Origin of the sequence: Streptomyces sp. 35G-GA-8 (assembly GCF_023534745.1) — a bacterium.
Taxonomy (GTDB): Bacteria; Actinomycetota; Actinomycetes; order Streptomycetales; family Streptomycetaceae; genus Streptomyces.
Map to the genome: position 1 here is coordinate 50,497 of NZ_JAMHJQ010000007.1, position 15,408 is coordinate 65,904.

Below are 15,408 nucleotides of genomic sequence, written 5' to 3' on the forward strand. Positions count from 1 at the left end.
CCGCTTGCCGCGGTCCGGGCGGCCGGGGCAGGGCCGGCGGGGCCGGTCCCTGCCTCCGTCGCCCGGCGCGCGGCCGGGCGGGTCAGGCTCCTCCGGTGTGCACCTGGAAGGCCGCCCGGCGGACCGCCTTGGCGAGGGCGGGATCCGGATGCGCGGCGGCGAGGGCGACCAGGACCTGGACGGTTCGGGGGTGGCCGACGGCCCGGACCTCGTCGAGGAGCGTGGGCACATTGCCCTGCACCGCGGAGTCCAGGTGACGGACCAGCAGATCGCTCTCGCCGTGGTCGGCGACGGCCGCCGCGGTGTCCACCCAGAGCCAGGTGGACTCCTCCCGGGTGAGGACCTCGGCGGCGTCCTCCGGGTCGGCGCCCTCGTACTCCGCGAGCCAGAGCAGGGCGTAGGGGCGCAGCGAGGGGTCCTTGGCGGCGGCCCGCACCTCACCCTCGGCGGGAGCGCCGACGACGCGCAGGGCTTCGAAGGCGAGCCCGCGCAGGAGGGCGTCCTCTCCCCGGGCGACGGCGAGCAGTTCGGTGACCGCGCTGCCGACGGTGCGGGCGGCGAGCCAGGCGCGGTATTCGGCGCGGGCGGGGCCGGGGGTGAGTCGGGCGCAGCCGCGCAGCATGTGCTGGGCGGACTGCTCGATATTGCCGGCGGGGCTCTGGGCGGCGACACAGATCTGCTCCAGCTTGACCCAGACCGCCCAGTTGCCGAGCGGGGTGAGGGTGGCCTGGCCCTTCCCGAGGGTCAGCGCGCCCACGGCGGCCAGCCCTTCCAGGGCCCAGTCGAGGAGCGGGGGCAGGAGGGCGTCGGCGGGCGGCTCGGGCGCCGGGGGCTCGACGGGGGCGGGCTGCGGGCCGTAGGGCACCTCGCAGCGCTCCTCGTGGAGCTCGGCGACCCGCTGCTGGAGAAGGTCGAGCAGGGCCGGTACGAGCACGGGACCGGCGGAGAGCTGGAGGAGGGAGAGCACCTGGGGGACGGCCTCGACGACCTCGGCGACCGTGGAGGCGGCGACATCGTCGGGGGCCGGGTGCACGAGCGACCAGGCGTCGAAGAGGGCCACCCAGCCGCGCTGGACGGCGCTGTCGTCGCGGTCCCAGGCCTGGAGCCGCCAGCCGGGCCGTACGGCGGTGCCGTGCAGCTCGACGAGTCCGGCCAGCCGGGCGCGGTCCCAGCCCGCGCGCACCTGCTCCGGCGTCAACTCCAGTGCGGTGGCGGCCCGTTCCGCCGTGGCCGCGTCGAGCGGACCCGCGCCGGGGTCCCGGTCGCCGGCCGCCCAGCGGGCGATCCGTACCGCGTCGGCGAGGACCGCTCTCGCCTGACGGGCCAGCTCCGCCGGGGGCGGAGTGCCCTCGGGCGGCCGGGGTGCCGGCCGGCTGCGCCCATCGGTCACTGCCCGTCGGGCCGTGGTCAACGGCCGCGGGCGGACGAGTCGGAGTCTGGAGTTGCGCGCCAATTGCTCATCAGGCTTTCGGGACGTCACGGGGGCAGTCTTCCCGGTGACCGCCCGAAAGCCCAAACGGAACCTGTTCCGGCGGTACGGGAAGGGCGGAAGGGGCCTGTTCCACGGGGGTGCCGCAGGGCACGGAGGGGAAGGAAGATGCCTGTTGGAAAGGTATGGGACAGCTGGTGGAGCGCTCCGTGACAGGTGGACACGGTGGGTCGCAAGGTGCGTGAAGGAAGCGAAGCGGAGCGTCGGGCGCCGCGCCGGATTCCCTACGGCCGCGCATGCCGGACAGATCCGTCAGACACCCGTAAGGCACCCCACGGCCACGCGCCGCGCGGGGCCCGCCATCGGGGGCTATCAGATCGGGGGCTACATCAGAGGGGTGAGGAAGCGGCGGAGCACCTCTTCGTAGCCGGTCGGATCCGCGTTCCACATGGCGGCGTGCGGAGCGTGCGCGACGGCGTGCAGGCTGATCAGACCGGAGCGGTGGGCGGCGAGTTCACGGGAGGGGTCCCAGGAGGCGAGGGTGTCGTCGGGGCCGTGGAAGATCAGCGTCGGGATGTTCAGATTGCCAGGGTCGGCGGCCTGGCGCAGCCGGTCGCCGTCGATTCCGGCGCGGTCCTGGGCCGACCGGACCGCGAGCGGCAGCAGCGGCGCGGGGATACGGCGGGCGGTGGCCAGCGCTCGCAGGGTGGCCTCGGAGTCCAGCACCGGCGAGTCGAGGACCAGCCCGGCGATCCGGGCGCGGAGCGCGGAGCCGGCCGCCGCGCCCAGCGCCATCGAGGCGCCGATGGACCAGCCGTGCAGCACCACGCGCTCGGCGCCGTACCGGACGGCGTAGCGGATCGCCGCGTCGAGGTCGCGCCATTCGGACTCGCCGAGGTGGCCGAGGCCGTCCGGGGAGCGGGGCGCCCCGGGATCTCCGCGATAGGCGAGGTCAAGTACCGGAAGTTCCTGTTCCGCCAGGAACTCCATGATGTTCATGGGGTGCTCGCGGGTGGTGCCGAGGCCATGTGCGGTGATCACCCAGGTGTCGCGCACCCCGGGCACGAACCAGGCGGGCAGGGGCCCGAGTTCGCCCGGGATCGTCACGTCCTTGTGGTCGAGGCCGAGCGCGGAGGTGGGATCGCCGCTGTGGACCTGCGGGGTGAGGCGTACGCGGGAGCCGGGGACGAGCGAGCCGTGGCCGACCCGCTCCAGCCGGCGCACCACGGTGTCCGCGGCGTGCTCCACCTCGTCGAGAACGGGCCCGACGACGGCGTGCACGCCGGGGCCCTCGATCCCGTACGTACCGGGGCGCAGGGAGGCGAGACAGCGGGTCAGCGTGATCTGTCCGGCGGCCGTGGCGTGCACGGTGAGCCGGGGGTCGCCCGGCAGCGGACGGCCCGGTGGCGTCTTGAGCGCGGCGTCGCCCGCGTACCGGCCGGCCGCGAACGCGGCCGCGCCGACGCCGATCAGTGTGGAGACGGCCGCTGCCGTCGCTTTGGCGGGGCGCACGTTCTCAGTGTGGTCACCCCCGCCGGGCTCGGCCAGCCGGCGGCGTCCGTCGGAGTGCCGGTTCGCTGCCGAACGCCGCGCCGAAAGCGCTGGTCAGCCGCGCTGTCCATACCCCTTCAACCGCTGTCCGACCTCGTCGAGCTGGGCCTCGGTCAGCAGCGTGGGAGTGCGGCCGGGCAGCGAGCTCGCGGTGAGCCAGAGCCGGCACATCCACTCCAGCTGGGCCGTGCGGTCGTAGGCCTGGGCGAGGCTGTCGCCGTAGGCGACGGTGCCGTGGTTCTGAAGCAGACAGGCGTTGCGGTCGCGCAGGGCGTGGAGCATATGGGCGGCCAGTTCGTCCGAGCCGTAGAGCGCGTAGGGGGCGACCCGGACCGCGCCGCCGAGGGCCGCCGCCATGTAGTGGATCAGGGGCAGTTCGGGGACGAGAGTGGAGACGGCGGTGGCGTGCACCGCGTGGGTGTGCACCAGGGCCGTCGCGGAGGTGTTCCGGTAAACGGCGAGGTGCAGCGGCAGCTCACTCGTCGGGGTGAATTCTCCGAGGACCTGACGGCCCTCCAGATCGACGCCGACGGTGTCCTCGGCGGTGAGCTGGTCGTACGGGACTCCGCTCGGCGTGACGAGGATCAGCTCGCCGATCCGTACCGACACATTGCCGGATGTGCCGACGACAAGCCCTTCACCTGCTGTTCTCCGGGCGGTCGCGACGAGTTCACGCCAGGCCCCGGCTATCGCGTCCTGGTTCTGCTGATCAGTCATAAGAGAATCCTGTCAGGCGGATACAGCGGCGCGCAGGGCCCTTCACCAGAACAGGTGGGCGATTTCTCCACACATGGGGACACCGCAAAGACGAGCCTAGTTCATCTTCCGTTTACCAAGACTCCCTACGTTCACCGAGGCCACTGACGTCAAAAGATTGCCTGGGTCCTGGGTCAATGGAACACATCACGCTGCTGCTCGCGATCGTGATCGTGACGGCTCTCGTGTTCGATTTCACGAACGGCTTCCACGACACCGCGAACGCGATGGCGACAACCATCTCGACCGGGGCACTCAAGCCCAAGGTCGCGGTGGGCATGTCCGCCGTCCTGAATCTCGTCGGCGCGTTCCTGTCCGTGGAGGTCGCCAAGACGATCTCCGGCGGACTCATCAATGAACAGGGCATCAGAACAGAAGTGATCTTCGCGGCGCTCGTCGGCGCGATCCTGTGGAATCTCTTCACCTGGCTGCTCGGCCTGCCGTCGAGCTCCTCCCACGCACTCTTCGGCGGCCTGATCGGCGCCACCCTGATGTCGGTCGGCACCTCCGGGGTCAACGGCGGCGTCGTCATCACGAAGGTGCTGATCCCCGCGCTCGCCGCGCCGGTCGTCGCCGGTCTCGCGGCGCTGCTCGCGACGAGGCTCACGTACCGCATCGGCCGCCGTACGGACGACAAGGCGACCGCCAAGGGCTACCGCGCCGGGCAGATCGCCTCCGCCGGGCTCGTCTCCCTCGCCCACGGCACCAACGACGCGCAGAAGACCATGGGCGTCATCACCCTCGCGCTGGTCACCGGCGGCGTCCTCGCCCCCGGCTCCAACCCCCCGATGTGGGTGATCGTCTCCGCCGGACTGGCGATCGCGCTCGGTACGTATCTCGGCGGCTGGCGCATCATCCGCACCATGGGCACCGGCCTCACCGATCTCCGCCCGCAGCAGGGCTTCGCCGCCCAGACCAGTGCCGCCACCGTCATCCTGGCCTCCTCGCATCTGGGCTTCTCGCTCTCCACCACCCAGTCGTGCTCCGGCGCCGTGATGGGCGCGGGCCTCGGCCGCAAGGGCGGTGTGGTCCGCTGGTCGACCGCCACCCGGATGTTCATCGCCTGGGGGCTCACGCTGCCCGCCGCGGGCCTGGTCGCCGCCGGGGCCGAGTTCCTCACCGGCCAGGGCACCTGGGGCATCGCGGTCGTCGCCGTCCTGCTCATCGGGATCTCCGGGGCGATCTGGCTCGCCTCGCGCCGCCGTCCGGTCGACCACACCAATGTGAACGAGAGCGGGGCCGGAGCAGCGGGCGCGGCAGAGGACGCCGGGAGCGCCGGGCCGGCGGGTGTCGTCACCAACGCCGTCGCGGCCGTCACCCCGCCGCCCACGGCCGGTGCCGCGCAGGATCTGTCGACCACCATCCCGGCCCCGGGCCCCGCGGACCCCGCGGGCGAGCCCGCGCGGACCGCCACGGTGTAAGTACCGCCACGGCGTAAGGAAGAGAAACCGCATGAACATCGACTGGGCAGCACTCGGTTCCGTCTTCGGGGTCAGCCTCGTGGCCACCGTCGCCCTCGTGGGCCTGTTCACCCTCGGCATCGTGGGCCTCGCCAAGCGGGAATCGGCGAGCGCGCGGGGCGCGACCGGCTCCGTGGCGCTGGCCCGCACGGGCGCGTACGCCTGCTTCGCGCTCTGCGTGGCGGCCGTCACGTACGGGATCTATCTGATCGTCGCCTGACCGGCGAGCGGTGACCGGGCGACCGGAACACCAGGACCACCACACCCCGGCCGGCCCCGGCGCGTCCGTCACGCGCCGGGGCCGGTTCGGTGTTGCCCACGGGACGGGCGTGCCGTGTGGGGCTCGGCACACTGTCCCGTCGCTGGTCAGGGATGAGTTGACGGGTGTTTGCGCTGCGTGGTGGACTTCCGGGGCCATTGGGGTCCTGTCCGGCCGGACAGGACCCGGGCGACGGCAGAAGAGGAAGCCGGTGCGAATCCGGCGCGGTCCCGCCACTGTCACTGCGAGCCATGTCTCCAGGAGCCAGGAACTCTCGCCGCCGCATCACGTCGAGCCGGGGCGCGGACCCTGAGTGAGGACATTTCGCCATGCCTGGCCGCCGTTCGGCCGTCGTGCGCGGCCGAGGTCGGGCCGCCGAGCGTGTTTTCGCCTACGGCGCCGCCGTGGGTCTCCTGGGCGACCAGTTGTTCGGCGATCCGCGCCGGGGCCATCCCGTCGCCGCGTTCGGCCGGGCGGCGACGGCCGTCGAGCGGACGCTGTGGCGTGACCACCGGGGCTGGGGCGCGCTGCACACCGCGGTCTGCGCCGGAGGAGCCGCCGGGATCGCGGCGCTGGCCGCCCGGGGCGTACGGGACCGACGCACCGCCTCCGTGGCACTGACCGCCGCCGCCACCTGGGCGGTGGTCGGCGGCACTTCACTGGGGCGGGAGGCACGGGCCATCGGCGCGGCGCTCGCCGCCGGCGACGTCGAACGGGCCAGGGAGCGGCTGCCGCATCTGTGCGGCCGTGACCCGCAGGCGCTGGACGGACAGCAGATCGCGCGGGCCGTGGTGGAGTCGGTCGCCGAGAACACCTCCGACGCCGTGGTGGGCGCGCTGGTGTGGGGCGCGGTGGCGGGCGTGCCGGGGCTCGCCGGATTCCGCGCCGTGAACACGCTGGACGCGATGGTGGGTCATCTCTCGCCCCGTTACCGCCGGTTCGGCTGGGCCTCGGCCCGGCTCGACGATGTCGTGGGATGGCCGGGCGCCCGGCTGACGGCCGTGCTCGCCGGGGCGCTGGCCGGAGCGGTCGGCGGCGATCCACGCGCGGCCCTGCGGGCGGTACGGCAGGACGCGCGCCGGCATCCGAGCCCCAACGCGGGCCCCGTGGAGGCGTCGTTCGCCGGCGCGCTGGGCGTACGTCTCGGCGGGACGCTCGCGTACGGCGGACGGGTGGAGCACCGGCCCGTACTGAACGGTGGGGGGCGGCCCGCCGGGGTCGCGGACATCGAGCGGGCCGTACGGCTGTCGCGCCGGGTGACCGGGGCCGCTCTCGCGGTCTGTGTGGCGGGCCGGTTCGGATTCGGCGCGATACGCCGTACGACAGGCGCGGGAAAGGGACGTGGATGAGCCGGGGCGGGCGCGGCGGAGGGCTGCTGATAGCCGGCACGACCTCCGACGCGGGCAAGAGCGTGGTCACGGCGGGGATCTGCCGCTGGCTGGTGCGCCGTGGGGTGAAGGTCGCGCCCTTCAAGGGGCAGAACATGTCGCTGAACTCGTTCGTGACACGCGAGGGCGCGGAGATCGGACGGGCCCAGGCGATGCAGGCGCAGGCGGCCCGGGTCGAGCCGACGGCGCTGATGAACCCGGTCCTGCTGAAGCCCGGCGGTGACCGCAGCAGCCAAGTGGTGCTGATGGGGCGGCCCGTGGGCGAGATGAGCGCCCGGGGTTACTTCGGGTCCGGGCCCGCGGCGGGGCCACGATCGGGCGACGCGTCCCCCGAGGCGACTCCGCATGGGCGGGAAGCCCTGCTCGGGCCCGTCCTGGAGTGTCTGGAGCGGCTGCGCGGCACGTACGACGCCGTGATCTGCGAAGGGGCGGGCAGTCCCGCGGAGATCAATCTGCGCCGTACCGACATCGTGAACATGGGCATCGCGCGGGCCGCGCGGCTGCCGGTGGTGGTGGTCGGGGACATCGACCGGGGCGGCGTCTTCGCCTCGTTCTTCGGGACGACCGCGCTGCTGTCGCCCGAGGACCAGGAGCTGATCGCGGGCTATCTGGTCAATAAGTTCCGGGGCGATGTCTCGCTGCTCGAACCGGGTCTTGAGATGCTGCGCGGGCTCACGGGGCGGGCCACGCTCGGCGTGCTGCCGTTCCGGCACGGTCTGGGCATCGACGAGGAGGACGGACTGCGCGTCTCGCTGCGCGGCGCCGTACGCGAGTCCCCGGCGACTCCCCCGTACGGCGAGGACGTGCTGCGGGTCGCGGTCTGCGCCGTGCCTCTGATGTCCAACTTCACCGATGTGGACGCGCTGGCGGCGGAGCCGGGGGTCGTCGTGCGGTTCGTGGACCGGCCCGAGGAGCTGGCCGACGCCGATCTCGTGGTGGTGCCGGGCACGCGCGGCACGGTCAGGGCGCTGGCGTGGCTGCGCGCGCGCGGACTCGCCGACGCGCTCGCCGCGCGGGCCGCCGAGGGGCGTCCCGTACTGGGGATCTGCGGCGGCTACCAGATCCTGGGCGAGCACATCGACGACGAGGTGGAGTCCCGGGCGGGCGCGGTGCCCGGTCTCGGGCTGCTGCCCGTACGGGTGCGGTTCGCCCGCGAGAAGACCCTCGCCCGACCGGTGGGCCTGGCCCTCGGTGAGGCGGTGGAGGGGTACGAGATCCATCACGGCGTCGCGGAGGTACGGGGAGGCGACGCGTTTGTCTCCGACGCGGACGGGAGCGCGCTGGACGGCTGCCGGGTGGGGGCCGTCACGGGCACGCACTGGCACGGGGCGCTGGAGAGCGACGCGTTCCGGCGGCGGTTCCTGACGGAGGTGGCGCGGACGGCGGGCCGGCGTTTCGTTCCCGCGCCCGACACGAGCTTCGGCGTGTTGCGGGAGGAACAGCTCGATCTGCTCGGTGACCTCATCGAGGAGCACGCGGACACGGACGCGCTGATGCGCCTGATCGAGGAGGGCGCGCCCGCGGGGCTGCCCTTCATTCCGCCGGGAGCGCCATGACGACCATCTTCGAAGGAGCGATCAGCATATGAGCACACCCTTTCCGTTCACCGCCGTGGTGGGAATGGACGATCTGCGGCTCGCCCTGTTGCTCAACGCGGTGAGCCCCGCCGTGGGCGGTGTGCTCGTCCGGGGTGAGAAGGGGACGGCCAAGTCCACGGCCGTACGGGCGCTTTCCGCGCTGCTGCCGGAGGTGCCGGTCGTCGCCGGGTGCCGGTTCAGCTGTGATCCCGCCGCGCCCGATCAGCGGTGCCCGGACGGGCCGCACGAGACGGCGCCGGGTGTGGCGAGGCCCGCCCGGATGGTCGAGCTGCCCGTGGGCGCCTCGGAGGACCGGCTCGTCGGCGCGCTGGACATCGAACGGGCGCTGTCCGAGGGCGTGAAGGCCTTCGAGCCCGGTCTGCTCGCGGACGCCCACCGAGGGGTGCTCTATGTCGACGAGGTCAATCTCCTCCATGACCACCTGGTCGACCTGCTGCTGGACGCCGCCGCCATGGGCGCCTCGTACGTCGAGCGTGAGGGCGTCTCCGTACGGCACGCCGCGCGGTTCCTGCTCGTCGGGACGATGAACCCCGAGGAGGGCGAGCTGCGGCCGCAGTTGCTCGACCGCTTCGGGCTGACCGTCGAGGTCGCGGCCTCGCGCGAGCCGGAGCTGCGGGTGGAGGTCGTACGGCGGCGGCTGGCGTACGACGACGATCCGGCCGGCTTCGCGGCGCGCTGGGCCGAGGAGGAGACCGCGCTGCGGGAGCGGATCGTCGCCGCGCGTGCGCTGCTGCCGCAGGTGCGGCTCGGGGACGGGGCGCTGCTGCGGATAGCCGCGACCTGCGCCGCGTTCGAGGTGGACGGGATGCGGGCGGACATCGTGATGGCGCGGACCGCGACGGCGCTGGCCGCCTGGGCGGGGCGTACCGACGTACTCGCCGAGGACGTACGGCAGGCCGCGCTGCTGGCGCTGCCGCACCGGCGGCGCCGCAACCCCTTCGACGCGCCGGGGCTCGACGAGGACAAGCTCGACGACACGCTGGACGAGTTCAAGGGCGAGGACGGCGACGGCGGGGACGACGACCCCGGTCCTGACGGGCCCGGCGGTGGCGGTGGCGTCCCGCCGCAGTCCGGTCCGGACAGTCCGGAGAGTCCGGAGGGTCCCGAGGGCTCGAACGGCCCCGAGGGGTCCCAGGGGTCCGAGGGGTCCGACACACCGCCCGAGTCCGGGTCGGGGCCGGACGACACGCCCGCGGAGGCGGAGCCCGAGCCCCAGGGACAGCCGCGCCGCGCCGGGGCCGGTGAGCAGTCCGCCGTACGGGCCACCGAGCCGTTCCGCACGAAGACGCTGAGCGTGCCGGGCCTGGGCGAGGGCGCGGCAGGCCGGCGCTCCCGGGCCCGCACCGAGCTCGGCAGGACGACCGGGTCCCGGCGGCCCGGGGGCGCGCTCACCAAACTGCATCTGGCGGCGACCGTCCAGGCGGCGGCGCCGCACCAGCGGGCGCGCGGGCGCAGCGGTCCGGGTCTGGTGGTGCGCAAGGACGATCTGCGGCAGGCGACACGGGAGGGGCGCGAGGGGAATCTCGTGCTGTTCGTGGTCGACGCGTCGGGCTCGATGGCGGCCAGGCGGCGGATGAGCGCGGTGAAGGGCGCGGTGCTCTCGCTGCTGCTGGACGCCTACCAGCGGCGCGACAAGGTCGGTCTGATCACCTTCCGGGGCACGGAGGCGGAGGTGGCGCTGCCGCCCACCTCCTCGGTGGACGCGGCGGCGGCCCGGCTGGAGTCGCTGCCGACGGGCGGGCGTACGCCGCTCGCCGCCGGGCTGCTCAAGGCGCATGACGTCCTGCGGGTGGAGCGGATGCGGGATCCGGCGCGCCGTCCGCTGCTGCTCGTGGTGACGGACGGACGGGCGACCGGGGCGCGGCCGGCGGGCGGCGCACGGACCGCGGGCGGCGCGGACCCGGTGGCGCTGGCGGCGCGCGCGGCGCGGCTGCACGCCTCGGAGGGAACGGCGTCGGTGGTCGTGGACTGCGAGTCGGGTCCGGTACGGCTCGGTCTGGCCGCGTCGCTCGCCGCGGCGCTGGCGGGTACGGCCATCACGCTCGACGAACTGCGCGCGGACAGCATCGCCGGTCTGGTCAGGGACGTACAGCGGGATGTGCGGGATGTACAGCGGGCACAGGCACACGACGGACGACCCAGGAGGGCCGCTTAATGCCACAGGGACAGCCGGAATCCGTACCGGACGACGGGCTCACCACCCGCCAGCGCCGTAACCGTCCACTCGTGCTCGTCCATACGGGCACCGGCAAGGGCAAGTCGACGGCGGCGTTCGGGCTCGCGCTGCGCGCCTGGACGCAGGGGTGGCCTGTCGGGGTGTTCCAGTTCGTGAAGTCCGCGAAGTGGAAGGTCGGCGAGGAACGGGCGCTGAAGGTGCTGGGGGCGAGCGGCGAGGGCGGTCCGGTCGCCTGGCACAAGATGGGCGAGGGCTGGTCCTGGGTGCAGCGCGACGCGCAGTACTCCAACGAGGAGGCGGCGCGCGAGGGCTGGGAGCAGGTCAAGCGCGATCTGGCGGCCGAGACGCACAAGCTCTACGTGCTGGACGAGTTCGCCTATCCGCTGCACTGGGGGTGGGTGGACACCGACGAGGTGATCGAGGTGCTGCGCGAGCGCCCCGGCACCCAGCATGTGGTGATCACCGGGCGCAACGCCCCGGAGAAGCTGATGGACTTCGCGGACCTCGTGACGGAGATGACGAAGGTCAAGCATCCGATGGACGCGGGTCAGAAGGGCCAGAGGGGCATCGAGTGGTGAACGTCCCATGGTGAACGTCCCGCGGCTGGTCATCGCCGCACCCGCCTCCGGGAGCGGCAAGACCACGGTCGCGACGGGGCTGATGGCCGCGTTCTCGGAGCGCGGTCTGGCCGTGTCCCCGCACAAGGTCGGGCCCGATTACATCGACCCGGGCTATCACGCGCTGGCCGTGTCCCAAGGGGCGTCCGGGGCGGCGGGAGGGTCCGGCGCGGCAGGAAGGTCCGGCGCGGCGGGATCGGCCGCCCGTGCCCGGCCGGGCCGCAATCTCGACGCGTACATGTGCGGTCCCGCCCTGATCGGGCCGCTGTTCGCGCATGGCGCGGCGGGCTGTGACCTGGCCGTCGTCGAGGGCGTGATGGGGCTCTACGACGGCGCGTCGGGCCAGGGCGAACTGGCCTCCACCGCGCAGGTGTCGAAACTGCTGCGCGCGCCGGTGGTCCTGGTGGTGGACGCCTCGTCGCAGTCGCGTTCGGTGGCGGCGCTGGTGCATGGCTTCGCCTCCTGGGATCCGGAGGTGCGGATCGGCGGGGTGATCCTCAACAAGGTCGCCACCGACCGGCATGAACGGCTGCTGCGCGACGCGCTGGACGAGTCGGGCGTGCCGGTCATGGGCGTGCTGCGGCGCGCGGACGGGGTCACCGCGCCCTCGCGCCATCTGGGTCTGGTACCGGTCGCGGAGCGGCGCGCTGAGGCGGTCGGATCGATGCGGGAGCTGGCCGCGCGGGTGCGGGCGGGATGCGATCTGGAGGCGCTGCTGGCGCTCGCGCGCAGTGCGCCGGCGCTCGATGTGACGCCGTGGGAGCCGGCGGTCGAGCCGGTCGTCCCCGCGACGGGCGCCGGTCGGCCGGTGATCGCGATGGCGGGCGGGTCCGCCTTCACCTTCTCGTACGCGGAGCACACCGAGCTGCTGACGGCCGCGGGCGCGGACGTCGTCCCGTTCGATCCACTGCGGGACGAGCAACTTCCGGAAGGCACCGGGGGGCTGGTGATCGGCGGCGGGTTCCCCGAGGTCTACGCGCCGGAGCTGTCCGCCAACGAGCCGCTGCGCAAGGCCGTGGCGGAGCTGGCGCACTCCGGCGCGCCGGTGGCCGCCGAATGCGCCGGGCTGCTGTATCTGGCGCGCTCCCTGGACGGGGCGCCGATGTGCGGGGTCCTGGCGGCCGACGCACGGATGTCGGGGCGGCTGACGCTGGGCTACCGGGAGGCGGTGGCCGTCGGCGACAGCGCGCTGGCGAGGGCCGGTACGCGCGTACGGGGGCATGAGTTCCACCGGACCGTGCTGGAGCCGGGCGCCGGGGCGGCTCCGGCGTGGGGCGTGGTGCATCCGGAGCGCCGGGTGGAGGGGTTCGTTCAACAGGGCGTGCACGCCAGCTATCTGCATACGCACTGGGCGGCGGCGCCGGAGCTGGCGCGGAGGTTCGTCGAGAGATGCGCGGCGGTTCGCTGAGAGATGTTCGTGAGCTGAGAGATGGTCATGAGCCGCGAGACGTGCGTGAGCTGCGAGATGTTCGTGAAGAGAGGTACGGCGTGACGGACGGGCCCGGGGGGAGCGCGCGCCCCGGGTCAGTCGGCCACGCCGACCACCGCCCAGATGAAGCCCACACCGAGGACCGTGCAGAGCAGCGTGGAGCGCGCCGGATGGTCGTGGTGCGCCTCGGGCAGGATCTCGGCGGCGGCGAGATAGAGCAGGACGCCGCCGAAGAAGCCGAGGTAGCTGCCGAGCGCTTCGGCCGGGAGGGTGAACAGCAGGGTGGACGCCGCGCCGAGCACCGGCGCGATCGCGTCCGCGACCAGCATCGTGATCGCCTTGCGCCGGTCGTTCCCGTACAGGCTGGTGATCGTGTACGTGTTGAAGCCGTCGGCGAAGTCATGGGCGATGACGGCGAGGGCGATGGCGATGCCCATGCCGCCGCCGACCTGGAAGGCCGCGCCGAGCGCGATGCCGTCCATCAGGCTGTGCCCCACCATGGCCGCCGCGGCCGTCAGCCCCACCTGGGGCACCCGCTCGCCAGGCCGGAGGCCGGAGCCGTGCGGGTCGCCGCCGTGGGACGCGCGGCGTACGGCGAGCAGGCGTTCCACCAGATGGGCTACGAGAAAGCCGCCGACGAACAGCAGCAGCGCCTGGGGCACCCCCAGGATCTCGCCGCCCGCCGCGTGTATGGCCTCCGGCAGCAGATCCAGTCCGACCACGCCGAGCATCAGCCCCCCGGCCAGGCCCAGCACGAGATGGCGGCGGTCGGTGACGCGCTGCGCCGCCCAGCCGCCGAACAGCGTCATGAGGAACGCGCCGAGCGCGACGAACACCGCCATGGGCCCTTGCATAGCCGATCGGACGGGTACTTCGCACATCCGGGGAGCGGGCCGGGAACCGCGGGGAGTGAGCCGGAAGCGGCGAGGAGCGAGCCGGGGCCCGCGCTTGTGGTGGGGGTGGGCGCGCGCTCCGGGGTGTCCGTGACGGACGTACTCGGGCTGATCGAGACCGCGCTGCGCGACGCCGGGCTCTCGCCGCGCTACCTGGTCGAGGTTGCCACGGTCGAGAGCAGGGTCGGTGAGGCGGGGATCGCCGGGGCGGCGGCGCGGCTCGGCGTCCCCCTGAGGGGATACCCGGCCGAGCTGCTGGCCGCGGTCGCCGTACCGAACCCGTCCGGTGCGCCGCTGGCGGCGGTGGGGACGCCGTCCGTCGCCGAGGCCGCGGCGCTCGTGTGCGGGGGCGAACTCCTCGTACCGAAACGGAAGTCGGAATCCGGCGCCGGGCCGGCGTCGGTCACCTGTGCCGTGGCGGATAGGAGCCAGTCGGAGTGGAACCGGCCGGGGCGGAAATGATGTCGGTGTTGACGGTAGAGTGCGGCGGCCTCGCGGCAGCGCGCGGACCGTGTGGTGACGTCCCGGGGAACCGGTGGCGGGAGAAGGGGAAAGGAGCCCGGTGATCCGCGTTGTCCAGCCCATCGAGAACAGTCGGGGAGTGATGTCCCGGCAGCGGGGATCGCGATCGCGCCCCTGGCCGGCGCGTCCCCGGTGGGCGCTTTCCCGGCTTGCGCCTTCCCCTACCTGGCTGTCGTCGGCCCCGCCCCACACGCCGGAGGCCATATCCGGCCGCGACCTCCATGACTGCCATGTCTACGCGCGCTGACAGCCATGACCTGCGCCATCACGGCGATGCCGAGGTGCGGGACGGAGCCGCCGGGCTGATCGATCTCGCGGTCAATGTGCGTACGGGCACCCCCCCGGACTGGCTGCGCGCGCGCATCGCCGACTCGCTGACCGGGCTCGCGGCGTATCCCGACGGGCGGGCGGCCCGCGCGGCGGTCGCGGCGCGGCACGGACTGCCGGTCGAGCGGGTGCTGCTGACGGCGGGGGCGGCGGAGGCGTTCGTGCTGCTGGCCCGCGCGCTGCCGGCCCGTCGGCCCGTGGTGGTCCATCCGCAGTTCACCGAGCCGGAGGCGGCGCTGCGGGACGCGGGGCACGCGGTGCGGCGGGTGCTGCTGAGCGCGGCGGACGGCTTCCGGCTGGATCCGGAGGCCGTGCCCGAGGACGCGGATCTGGTGGTGCTCGGGAATCCGACCAATCCGACGTCCGTGCTCCATCCGGCCGAGGTGATCGCGAAGCTGGCCCGACCCGGCCGGACGCTGGTGGTGGACGAGGCGTTCATGGACGCGGTGCCGGGCGAGCCGGAGGCACTGGCCGGGCGCGTGGACGTGCCGGGGCTCGTCGTACTGCGCAGCCTCACCAAGACCTGGGGCCTGGCGGGGCTGCGGATCGGCTATGTGCTGGCCGAGCCGGGCACGGTCGCGGCGCTGGAGCGCGCACAGCCGCTGTGGCCGGTCTCGACGCCCGCGCTGGCGGCGGCGGAGGCGTGCATGTCCCCTGCCGCGCTCGCGGAGGCCGAGCAGGCGGCGTGCCGGATCGCGGTGGAGCGCGCGCATCTGCTGGCCGGGCTGGCGGAGTTCGAGGAGGTGCGGGCGGTGGAGGCGGCGGAGGGCCCGTTCGTGCTGATCCGGGTGAAGCGCGCGGACGCGGTGCGGGCCAGGCTGCGCACGCTGGGCTTCGCCGCCCGACGCGGCGACACCTTCCCGGGCCTCGACCGCGACTGGCTACGGCTCGCGGTCCGCGACCGCGCCACGACGAACCGTTTCCTCCAGGCCCTGGACCAGGCCCTGACGGCGATCGGCTGACGGCGGCCGGTCGACGCGGCCGGCGGTCGGCCGCCGACCGG

12 protein-coding genes, 1 pseudogene and 1 riboswitch are annotated in these 15,408 nt (G+C 73.7%); of the genes and pseudogenes, 9 read left to right on the top strand and 4 right to left on the bottom strand.

Going from position 1 to position 15,408, the window contains the following annotated elements:
- Positions 1 to 82: 82 nt before the first annotated feature.
- From M1203_RS17050 to M1203_RS17060, 3 genes are all read right to left on the bottom strand, one after another.
- Complete coding sequence (locus M1203_RS17050) at positions 83 to 1,480, bottom strand: hypothetical protein (protein WP_374403199.1); 1,398 nt, start codon at positions 1,478 to 1,480, stop codon at positions 83 to 85.
- Positions 1,481 to 1,813: 333 nt separating this feature from the next.
- On the bottom strand, positions 1,814 to 2,941 hold the full coding sequence (locus M1203_RS17055; RefSeq protein WP_249950580.1) for a hypothetical protein: 1,128 nt from the start codon (positions 2,939 to 2,941) through the stop codon (positions 1,814 to 1,816).
- Positions 2,942 to 3,034: 93 nt separating this feature from the next.
- Positions 3,035 to 3,697, bottom strand: coding sequence for a class II aldolase/adducin family protein (locus tag M1203_RS17060; protein WP_249950581.1), 663 nt, complete (start codon positions 3,695 to 3,697; stop codon positions 3,035 to 3,037).
- Between the two features lie 176 nt (positions 3,698 to 3,873).
- Between M1203_RS17060 and M1203_RS17065 the strand changes: the two genes are divergently transcribed.
- The 7 genes from M1203_RS17065 (at position 3,874) to M1203_RS17095 (ending at position 12,642) form a co-directional block, all read left to right on the top strand.
- The gene (locus M1203_RS17065) at positions 3,874 to 5,157 is read left to right on the top strand and encodes an inorganic phosphate transporter (RefSeq protein ID WP_249950582.1); all 1,284 of its coding nucleotides are present in this window, start codon (positions 3,874 to 3,876) and stop codon (positions 5,155 to 5,157) included.
- Between the two features lie 31 nt (positions 5,158 to 5,188).
- The gene (locus tag M1203_RS17070; protein WP_249950583.1) at positions 5,189 to 5,416 is read left to right on the top strand and encodes a hypothetical protein; all 228 of its coding nucleotides are present in this window, start codon (positions 5,189 to 5,191) and stop codon (positions 5,414 to 5,416) included.
- A 183-nt stretch (positions 5,417 to 5,599) separates the two neighbouring features.
- Positions 5,600 to 5,752: riboswitch (cobalamin riboswitch) on the top strand.
- A gap of 32 nt (positions 5,753 to 5,784) precedes the next feature.
- Positions 5,785 to 6,804, top strand: coding sequence for a cobalamin biosynthesis protein (locus M1203_RS17075; RefSeq protein WP_249950584.1), 1,020 nt, complete (start codon positions 5,785 to 5,787; stop codon positions 6,802 to 6,804).
- A complete protein-coding gene (locus tag M1203_RS17080; RefSeq protein ID WP_249950585.1) occupies positions 6,801 to 8,399 on the top strand; it encodes a cobyric acid synthase in 1,599 nt (532 codons plus the stop codon). Before M1203_RS17075 ends, M1203_RS17080 begins: the two co-directional genes overlap by 4 nt.
- Before the next feature lie 28 nt (positions 8,400 to 8,427).
- Positions 8,428 to 10,596 (top strand): putative cobaltochelatase, encoded by a 2,169-nt coding sequence (locus M1203_RS17085; RefSeq protein ID WP_249950586.1) that lies wholly within the window; start codon positions 8,428 to 8,430, stop codon positions 10,594 to 10,596.
- Positions 10,596 to 11,195 (top strand): cob(I)yrinic acid a,c-diamide adenosyltransferase, encoded by a 600-nt coding sequence (gene cobO / locus M1203_RS17090; protein WP_249950587.1) that lies wholly within the window; start codon positions 10,596 to 10,598, stop codon positions 11,193 to 11,195. The genes M1203_RS17085 and cobO overlap by 1 nt, the downstream gene beginning before the upstream one ends.
- 7 nt (positions 11,196 to 11,202) lie before the next feature.
- On the top strand, positions 11,203 to 12,642 hold the full coding sequence (locus M1203_RS17095; protein ID WP_249950588.1) for a cobyrinate a,c-diamide synthase: 1,440 nt from the start codon (positions 11,203 to 11,205) through the stop codon (positions 12,640 to 12,642).
- 116 nt (positions 12,643 to 12,758) lie between these two features.
- On the opposite strand, the gene M1203_RS17100 is transcribed toward M1203_RS17095, so the two are convergent.
- Entirely contained in the window at positions 12,759 to 13,505 is a 747-nt protein-coding gene (locus tag M1203_RS17100; protein ID WP_249950589.1) for a ZIP family metal transporter, read from the bottom strand.
- Positions 13,506 to 13,604: 99 nt separating this feature from the next.
- Here M1203_RS17100 and M1203_RS17105 point away from each other — a divergent pair.
- Positions 13,605 to 14,012, top strand: a pseudogene (locus M1203_RS17105) (cobalamin biosynthesis protein); the annotation flags it as partial.
- A 296-nt stretch (positions 14,013 to 14,308) separates the two neighbouring features.
- A complete protein-coding gene (cobC, locus tag M1203_RS17110) occupies positions 14,309 to 15,367 on the top strand; it encodes an Rv2231c family pyridoxal phosphate-dependent protein CobC (protein ID WP_249950590.1) in 1,059 nt (352 codons plus the stop codon).
- Positions 15,368 to 15,408 lie beyond the last annotated feature (41 nt).

Excerpts from the sequence above, each read along its gene's own strand:
- M1203_RS17060 (WP_249950581.1), bottom strand. The coding sequence starts at position 3,697 with ATGACTGATCAGCAGAACCAGGACGCGATAGCCGGGGCCTGGCGTGAA.
- M1203_RS17065 (WP_249950582.1), top strand. The coding sequence starts at position 3,874 with ATGGAACACATCACGCTGCTGCTCGCGATCGTGATCGTGACGGCTCTC.
- M1203_RS17070 (WP_249950583.1), top strand. The coding sequence starts at position 5,189 with ATGAACATCGACTGGGCAGCACTCGGTTCCGTCTTCGGGGTCAGCCTC.
- M1203_RS17075 (WP_249950584.1), top strand. The coding sequence starts at position 5,785 with ATGCCTGGCCGCCGTTCGGCCGTCGTGCGCGGCCGAGGTCGGGCCGCC.
- M1203_RS17080 (WP_249950585.1), top strand. The coding sequence starts at position 6,801 with ATGAGCCGGGGCGGGCGCGGCGGAGGGCTGCTGATAGCCGGCACGACC.
- M1203_RS17085 (WP_249950586.1), top strand. The coding sequence starts at position 8,428 with ATGAGCACACCCTTTCCGTTCACCGCCGTGGTGGGAATGGACGATCTG.
- cobO (WP_249950587.1), top strand. The coding sequence starts at position 10,596 with ATGCCACAGGGACAGCCGGAATCCGTACCGGACGACGGGCTCACCACC.
- M1203_RS17095 (WP_249950588.1), top strand. The coding sequence starts at position 11,203 with ATGGTGAACGTCCCGCGGCTGGTCATCGCCGCACCCGCCTCCGGGAGC.
- M1203_RS17100 (WP_249950589.1), bottom strand. The coding sequence starts at position 13,505 with ATGGCGGTGTTCGTCGCGCTCGGCGCGTTCCTCATGACGCTGTTCGGC.
- cobC (WP_249950590.1), top strand. The coding sequence starts at position 14,309 with ATGTCTACGCGCGCTGACAGCCATGACCTGCGCCATCACGGCGATGCC.